The organism is Microbacterium sp. (genome assembly GCF_036823965.1).
GTDB lineage: Bacteria > Actinomycetota > Actinomycetes > Actinomycetales > Microbacteriaceae > Microbacterium.
The window spans coordinates 81,319-88,919 of sequence record NZ_DAITBE010000012.1 but is presented as its reverse complement, the minus strand read 5'-3'; the positions used below and the strand labels follow the sequence as shown (position 1 = coordinate 88,919).

The 7,601-nt window shown below is 69.6% G+C and carries 7 protein-coding genes and 1 pseudogene; 5 read left to right on the top strand and 3 right to left on the bottom strand.

Features of this window, described 5'->3' with window-relative positions:
* A pseudogene (locus V7Z82_RS16760) lies at window positions 1-203 on the bottom strand (mannitol dehydrogenase family protein); the annotation flags it as partial.
* A 113-nt stretch (window positions 204-316) separates the two neighbouring features.
* Here V7Z82_RS16760 and V7Z82_RS16755 point away from each other — a divergent pair.
* Window positions 317-1,261, top strand: coding sequence for a LacI family DNA-binding transcriptional regulator (locus V7Z82_RS16755; protein ID WP_334152850.1), 945 nt, complete (start codon window positions 317-319; stop codon window positions 1,259-1,261).
* A 142-nt stretch (window positions 1,262-1,403) separates the two neighbouring features.
* Window positions 1,404-2,354 (top strand): hypothetical protein, encoded by a 951-nt coding sequence (locus V7Z82_RS16750; protein WP_334152849.1) that lies wholly within the window; start codon window positions 1,404-1,406, stop codon window positions 2,352-2,354.
* Window positions 2,355-2,427: 73 nt separating this feature from the next.
* Here V7Z82_RS16750 and V7Z82_RS16745 read toward each other — a convergent pair whose 3' ends face one another.
* The gene (locus tag V7Z82_RS16745) at window positions 2,428-3,246 is read right to left on the bottom strand and encodes an SDR family NAD(P)-dependent oxidoreductase (protein WP_334152848.1); all 819 of its coding nucleotides are present in this window, start codon (window positions 3,244-3,246) and stop codon (window positions 2,428-2,430) included.
* A 90-nt stretch (window positions 3,247-3,336) separates the two neighbouring features.
* On the opposite strand from V7Z82_RS16745, the gene V7Z82_RS16740 reads away from it, so the two are divergent.
* Entirely contained in the window at window positions 3,337-3,951 is a 615-nt protein-coding gene (locus V7Z82_RS16740; protein WP_334152847.1) for a TetR/AcrR family transcriptional regulator, read from the top strand.
* A 3-nt stretch (window positions 3,952-3,954) separates the two neighbouring features.
* Here V7Z82_RS16740 and V7Z82_RS16735 read toward each other — a convergent pair whose 3' ends face one another.
* Window positions 3,955-4,566: a TetR/AcrR family transcriptional regulator gene (locus V7Z82_RS16735; RefSeq protein ID WP_334152846.1), complete on the bottom strand. Its 612-nt coding sequence runs from the start codon at window positions 4,564-4,566 to the stop codon at window positions 3,955-3,957.
* A gap of 175 nt (window positions 4,567-4,741) precedes the next feature.
* Between V7Z82_RS16735 and V7Z82_RS16730 the strand changes: the two genes are divergently transcribed.
* Both V7Z82_RS16730 and V7Z82_RS16725 read left to right on the top strand, forming a co-directional pair.
* Entirely contained in the window at window positions 4,742-5,986 is a 1,245-nt protein-coding gene (locus V7Z82_RS16730) for an MFS transporter (RefSeq protein WP_334152845.1), read from the top strand.
* Complete coding sequence (locus tag V7Z82_RS16725) at window positions 5,983-7,569, top strand: amidohydrolase (RefSeq protein WP_334152844.1); 1,587 nt, start codon at window positions 5,983-5,985, stop codon at window positions 7,567-7,569. Before V7Z82_RS16730 ends, V7Z82_RS16725 begins: the two co-directional genes overlap by 4 nt.
* The last annotated feature ends 32 nt before the right edge of the window (window positions 7,570-7,601 follow it).

The window sequence follows — 7,601 nt, the reverse complement described above, 5'->3', positions numbered from 1 at the left end:
ACCGAGTAGAGGAAGTCCTGCGCGTGCATCGCGTCGACGACGGTGCGCGAGCGGGAGGCGACGCCGACGATGCCCCAGTCTCCGCCGGAGTGCTGGATCGCTGCTGCCGTGTAGACGGCCTGGTGCGCGCGGTGGAAGCTGCCGAGTCCGAGGTGCAGGATGCCCGCGCGGCTCGGTCGAGGGTGATCGGCGATGATCGTCATGTAAACGATGATGTATGAGTTGTACAAACTTGTCAACCCGTTTCACATCGGGATGCACGATCATAGGATGACGGGGGAAGGTGAAGGCGACAGTGGCAGCGACATTGACAGACGTGGCGAGGCGCGCAGGCGTCTCGATCGCCACGGCATCACGCGCCTTCGGTGAGCCCGATCGACTCGCCGGCGGCACGCTCGAACGGGTCCTGCAGGCCGCGACCGATCTCGGCTACGCCACCACGCAGTCGGCCACCGCGACCCGCACCTTCGGCGTCGTCGTGCCCGATGTCGCGAACCCCGTCTACGCCACGCTGCTCAAGGCGATCCAGGGTCAGGCGTGGCATGGGCGCCACCGCATCGTGCTGTTCGACGCCGATGAGGATCTCCGCCGCGAACGGGAGCAGATCGAGCAGGCCCGCAAGCTCGACGGCATGCTGCTCTGCTCGCCGCGACTGCCGGATGCCGAGGTGCTGGCGCTCGTCGGCGACACCCCGTACGTCGTGGTGAACCGCCAGATCGACGGCGCACCCTGCGTGCTGATGGACACCGAGAACGGCCCGAGCCAGGCCATCGAGCACCTCGCCGCGCTCGGCCACACCCATATCGCCTATGCCGCAGGCCCACGAGGATCCTGGGCCGACGTTCGTCGCGCCGACACGATCGCGCGGGCCTGCGAGCGTCACGGCATCCGGCTCACCTCGCTCAGTCACCACGCCGCGTCGATCCAGGGCGGACGCGCGGCCGCAGCGCCCGCCGCAGCAAGCGGGGCCACCGCCGTCGTCGCCTACAACGACCTCGTGGCGCTCGGCCTCGAGGCCGGCCTGCTCGAGCTCGGACGACGCTGCCCTGCCGACATCAGCATCGTCGGCATCGACGACATCGACCTCGCCGGTGCCGTGACGCCCGCCCTCACGACCGTGCGGATGCCGATCGAGCGCAGCGGCGCCCTCGCGGTCGACCTGCTGCTGCAGGCGATGGCCGGCGGCGTGATCGAGGCCGTCGCCACGCTCGGCTCGCAGCTGATCGTGCGAGGCTCGACGGCCGCGCCTCGGTCGGCCTGACGTCGTTCGACTCAGCGCGCAGCATCGAGGACTTCCCGGGCCGAGATCGCCGCGACGCAGGCTGACCGTTAGTGCGACTGCCCCTCCTGTTTCTCCCCCGAACGGCCGATGTTCACAGCCGGAGGCGGCGGGTTACGGTCTGATGACCCGTTCACAGTGTTGGCGAACGGATACCTGCAGGAGGAGGAGTCTTGTGAAGAATTTCCGAGTTGAGACGGCAGCGGGTGCAGCGATTCTGCTCTCGCTTTTGTGGGTCGCTCCGCCGGCGACAGCGGATGAGGCGACACCGGTCGACCTGCTTGCGGCAGTCGCCCCGGCGGATGTCGCGGCTGCGGTCGCAACGCCCTTGCTCGCCGGCAGCGAGAATACTGTCGCGGTCGATGGTCTTGAGGTTGCAGTCTCCGAGGACGCGAAGGACGGGGTCTCTCTGTCGGTGGGTGCAGGGCAGGCGACCATCGGACTCCCCTTCGCCGACGAAGCCGGTGCGGGCTCGTCCACCGAACCGGGAACGGTGACCTACGACAACGGCAATTCGACGAACAGCGTCGTCCTCGTGCATGACACCGGGTCGGTTCAGGTCGCGACCGTGATCGACGATGCGGGCGCGCCGACGCGCTACGACTATCCGATCGACCTCCCGGATGCATCGAGCCTCATCCTGCAGGATGGCGGCGGCGCATCCGTGATCGACGACGCATCCGGCGAAGTCCTGGGAGGTTTCGCAGCACCGTGGGCGAAAGACGCAACCGGCGAGGACGTCCCCACCCACTACGAGTTGAACGGTCAGACGCTGACGCAGGTCGTCGACCACAACTCCAGCTTCGCCTACCCGGTCGTCGCCGATCCGACATATCAGACGTACGTGAGCTACCTCACAAAAGCCCAGGTCGTCAACATGTACAACGGGCTCAAGGGCGTCAGCAACGCCTGCAGTCTCCTCCCGATTCCGTACCCGGCAAGCATTGCCTGCTTGGGGCTCGCGCCCGCAGCGCAGGTCGAGAAGGCGTACTGGAACAAGTGGCGACTCAAAGTGACCTATCGCACCTGCGGATTCAACTACTGCAGCTCCACTTCGTACACCGCCGTCCCATAGACCGACAGCACGAGCGCAGGGCGTGTCCTTCGCGAGACGCCCTGCGCCGTCCGGCTCGTGGCGGATGCCGCGTTCAGTCGATGTGCCTGACCGCCTGCCCCAGGCGTACCTCGCCGAGGAGCCGGGCGCTCGTCTGTGCCAGCGCACGCCGCGACAGCAGACGGGTGCCGAGCGCGAGCAGGTGATTCCTGACGCCCGAGACGACACTGGGCTTCCCGTTCGCGCGGTCGAGCTCGCGGAACGCCGCGTCGATCACCTGTCCGGCGGTCTGCTGACGGCCGACGGACGCCGCTTCGGTGCCGACCACATCGAAGAACTCGGTCTTGGTCGAGCCCGGGCTCACGGCGAGGATGCGCAGCCCGGTGCCGCGGGCCTCGGCCCAGAGGGCCTCGGTGAAGCTCAGCACGAACGCCTTGGTCGCGCCGTAGACCGCCATGCCGGGGGTCGGCTGATACGCCGCGGTGCTCGCGACCGCGACGAGAGCGCCGTGACCGTCCAGCAGCTGGGGGAGGAACGCGCGCGACAGCTCGACGAGCGTGAGCACGTTCAGCTGGATCTCGCTGGTCATGCGTGCGGGATCGGCCTGATCGAAGGCGACGTGGGAACCGAAGCCTGCGTTGTTCACGAGTGAGGTGATGCGGATGCCACGTTCGGCGATCCCCTTCTGGAGGGCGGATGCCGCGCCGGGGACGCCGAGGTCTGCGGGGACCACTTCCACCTCGACCCCCGTGGCCGTGCGCAGTTCGGCGGCGAGGTGCTCGAGTCGATCGACGCGGCGGGCGACGAGCACCAGGTTCGAGCCGCGTGCAGCGAAGCGTCGCGCGAACTCCACCCCGAGTCCCGAGCTCGCTCCGGTAATGAGGGCGGTGCCGCCGCGCAAGTCCAGCGCCATGATGCTGCCTTTCGTATGTTGTCAGTGTCATCATTGTGCGCGTATCAATCGGTGTTGTCAATGCCTACATTGAATCGCTACGATGGACGTGTGCCCGAACAGCGCTATCACCACGGCGATCTCCGCCGCACGCTCCTCGAAGCAGCCAGGTCGAGCATCGAGGACGACGGGGTCGAGGCGCTGTCGCTGCGTCAGCTCGCGCGCGATGCCGGCGTGAGCCACGCGGCTCCCGGGCGGCACTTCCGTGACAAGCAGGCCCTGCTCGACGCGCTCGCCGAGGACGGCTTCCACCGCCTGACCGCCGCGCTGGACGAGGTGAGCGAGGGTGAGGGCGAGGTGACGACCACTGACGAAGTGCGGCGCCGATTCGACCAGCTCGCTGCCGGATATGTCGCGTTCGCGCTCGCGCAGCCCACACTCCTGACGCTCATGTTCGGACTCAAGCACGCCCCGGACGCTCGGGCCGAGCTCATCGAGGCCGGGCATTCGTCGATGGAGGTCACGCTGCGCGTCGTCGACGAGGCGCAGCGGATCGGCGCGATCGGCCCAGGCGACCCGCAGCGGATCGCCCTCACCGCGTTCGCGACGTTCCACGGGGTGGCGACGCTGGCCTCCGGCGGGCTGCTCGACGGAGTGCCGGCGGGCGACCTCGTCGCGACCGCGAGCGAGATCTTCTGGCGCGGGCTGCAGCCGACGAGTCCCTGACGCTCAGCGCGCGACGCGCGCGAGCCGCGCCCGCAGGCTCTCCACGAGCATGTCGACGCCCAGCTCGAAGGCGCGATCCGAGCGGGCGTCTCCGCGCTCGGAGCCGTCGAGGATCCGCCCGAGGGTGCGGGTGTCATCCCCTGGTTGCCAGATGTCCTCGGGCGAGGCGAGGTCGAGGCCGAAGCCGATCGCGAAGGCATCGATGACCCCGATCACGGCGAGCACCTCGGCATCCGGGAATCCACCGTCGACCAGCGAGGTCGCGAGGTCGTCGTAGGCGGCGATGACCGCGGGATGCGTGATGGTCTTGCCGACGAGCAGCGGCACCAGCTGCGGGTGCTCGGCGTACATGCGACGCTGGGTGCGCAGGAGTGTCACGAGGTAGTCGTCCCATGGACCACCGTTCCACTCGACGCGGTAGGCGTGCACGAGCGCGCCGCGCATGACCTCGACGATCCCGTCCATCCCGTCGACGTGGTTGTACAGCGATGAGGGGCGGACGCCGAGCCGCCGAGCGATCGCGTTGACACCGAAGGGCTCGCCGGCTCGAGAGAGTGCAAGGCCGGCCTCGCCGATGATCTCGGGGGACAGCAGCGGGGTGGACGGCCTCGGCATGGACCTCTCCTTCGATGGTCGGAACCTCACGAACTCGGGTCTTCCCAAGGATGACCCTCCTGTGCATAATAGTGAACACCATTCGTTGACGAACACCATTCGTTTATGGATGTCGGCCGATCCCTCCAGCACCACCCCCTCCGCACACCGCCGTGCCCCACCCTCCTGGAGCCTCATGACCACGCCCGACCTCAGCACCCGTGTCCCTCTCCGCCTGCCGACCGCCACGGCGACCTTCGCGATCGGCATCGCGGGCTACCTCGGCGTCAATCTCTCGCCCTACATGATCAGCGCCGCGCAGAGCGGCCTCGGCATCGATGTGCTCGCCGCCAGCTGGCTCGTCACCGCGACCCTGCTGCTCACCGCAGTGACGGGCCTGGCGATCGCCCCGCTGTGCGCCGGACCGCACCGTCGGACGGTCGCCCGCCTCGGCCTCGCCATCGCCGCCGTCGGCTTCGCGCTCGCTGCGCTCGTGCCCGCCGCGATCCTTCCTGGGCTCCTCATCGGCGGCGCCGGGGCGGGTGGTGCTGTCGCGGCATCCGGGGCTGCGCTCGCCGCGTTCCGAAATCCTGACCGCGTCGCCGGATTCAACGGTCTCGCCAATCGCGGCGTGATCACCGTGGTGCTCGCAGCCATCCCATTGATCGGCCTCGCACCGATCGATGTCTTCGGCACGCTCGCACTGTTCAGCGTGATCGGCATCGTCGTCTCGGTCTGGCTGCCAGCGGCGCCCGTGGCCGACCCGCAGGCCGCAGCGGCGGTGGGCGAGGCGATGCCGATCGAGGTGCCGCCCACCGGCGCCGTTCGGCTGGCATCGCCTCGGTCGCGGGCCACGACGATCGCCGGATTCTCCCTGCTCGTCGTGTTCGCGCTCTGGGCGGTGAGCGAGGATTCGCTGTGGGCGATGGCCGGCGTCATGGGCGCCGATCAGACCGGGCTCACCCCGGAGGGCCTCGGCCTCGCACTGAGCGGCGCGACCGCCGGCGGGCTCCTCGGCTCGCTGCTGCTCATGGTCGTCGGCAATCGGCTCGGGCGGGCGGTGCCCCTCGTCGTGCTGCTCGTGCTCGGCGGCATCCTGAAGATCGTCGAGGGCTTCGTCACCGATCCGACCGGCTTCATCATCGTGTTCATCGCCTGGAACACGGTCTACGCCATCGCCTTCATGTACTTCGTCGCGACCTCGGCCGCGCTCGACGCCGACGGCCGCTGGTCCGGACCGCTGCTCGCGGTGTACCTCGTCGGCTCCGCGCTGACTCCGGTCATCGGCGCCGCGATCGTCGGCGTCCTCGGCTACCAGGGCTTCGTCACCGCGCTCGGCATCGCGAGCTTCGTGCTGGCGGTGCCTGCCGGAGCGATCGCGCTCGTGTCGACCCGCGCCGAGACGGCCGCATCGCTCACTGTTCAGGAGACTCTCGCATGACCCGCACGCTGTACCGCAACGGACGCTTCTTCACCGGGGCCGACCCGGCCGACGCGGTGGTCGTCGATGAGGGCACCTTCACCTTCGTCGGCACCGAGGCGGATGCACCGGATGCGGATGCCGTGGTCGACCTCGACGGACGCACCGTGCTCCCCGGTTTCGTCGACGCGCACACGCATCTGCTCATGCTGGGCGATGCGCTCGGGCAGGTCGGGCTCACCGACGCGCACACGCTCGATGAGATCCAGGCACGCCTGCGGAGCGCGAGAGACTCCGCGGCGACCGTGCTGCGCGGACGGGGGTGGCTGTTCGATGCGATCCCCGGCGGTGCGCCGACGGCTGCGATGATCGATGCCGCGGTCGCCGACATCCCGGTCTATCTCGACGCCAACGACTACCACTCGTGCTGGGTCAACACCGCAGCCCTCAGCGAGCTCGGCATCACTCGCGAGACCCCGGACCCGATCGGCGGTCGCATCGAGCGGGATGCCGACGGCGAGCCCACCGGACTGCTCACCGAGACCGCCGCGCAGCAGTTCGCCTGGGCGCACCGCGATGCGACGGCGACCGACGCGCAGCGTGACGAGGGCGTCGAGCGGGTGGTGGCATCGTACCTCGCCGCCGGCGTCACGGGGGCTGTGGACATGGCCTTCGACGAGCTGGGACTCGCGGCGCTCGAGCGCGCGGCACGCCGCGATGCGCTGCCGTTGCGGATCGCCGCGCACTGGTTCGTGGCCAACACCGGCGACGATGCGGACAACCTCGCGCAGGTCGAGGTCGCCGCTGCCCGTGCGGGTGCGCAGACCGACGGGGTGCGGGTCATCGGCATCAAGCTCGTGCTCGACGGCACGATCGACGCCTGCACCGCCGCGATGGGCGCCCCCTACGCGAACGGCTCGAACGCCGAACCGATCTGGCCGGCCGAGCGGCTGCTGCCGGTGGTCGCGGCCGCCGACGCTGCTGGGCTGCAGATCGCGATGCACGCGATCGGCGACTCGGCGAGCAGCCTCGCGCTCGATGCGATCGAGCACGCGATCGCGGTCAACGGCGACCTGCCTCGACGGCACCGGATCGAGCACCTGGAGTACGCCGCCCCGGGCACCGCCGAGCGGATGGCGCGACTCGGTGTGACGGCGTCGATGCAGCCCGTGCATGCGGACCCTGCGATCTTCGCGAACTGGGCGGCGCAGCTCGGCGGTGACGAGCGCACGCAGCGGGCGTTCGCGTGGCCGGAGTACGAGGATGCCGGCGCGCTGCTCGCCTTCTCGACGGATGCTCCGACGGCACCGCTCGAGGCGCTCGCGAACATGTACGTGGCCACGACCAGAGCCTCCGCGCTCGACCCGGCGGTACCGGCCGTGCATCCGCAGTTCGCGCTGCCGCTGGAGCGCGCGATCACGCACGCGACCGCGGATGCCGCCGCCTCCATCGGCGACGGCTCGTGGCTCGGACGGATCGCACCCGGCTCTGCGGCCGACTTCGCCGTGCTCGACGCGGATCCGTTCGACGCCGACCCCGGCGTGCTGCTCACCGCCCGCGTCGTGCGGACGGTGATCGGCGGGCGCACCGTGTTCCAGGCCTGAGGGACGCGGCTACTCGCGCCGCCCTCTGCTGT

Coding starts and splice junctions, on each gene's coding strand:
- V7Z82_RS16750 (WP_334152849.1), top strand. CDS start 1,404: ATGACCCGTTCACAGTGTTGGCGAACGGATACCTGCAGGAGGAGGAGT.
- V7Z82_RS16745 (WP_334152848.1), bottom strand. CDS start 3,246: ATGGCGCTGGACTTGCGCGGCGGCACCGCCCTCATTACCGGAGCGAGC.
- V7Z82_RS16735 (WP_334152846.1), bottom strand. CDS start 4,566: ATGCCGAGGCCGTCCACCCCGCTGCTGTCCCCCGAGATCATCGGCGAG.
- V7Z82_RS16730 (WP_334152845.1), top strand. CDS start 4,742: ATGACCACGCCCGACCTCAGCACCCGTGTCCCTCTCCGCCTGCCGACC.
- V7Z82_RS16725 (WP_334152844.1), top strand. CDS start 5,983: ATGACCCGCACGCTGTACCGCAACGGACGCTTCTTCACCGGGGCCGAC.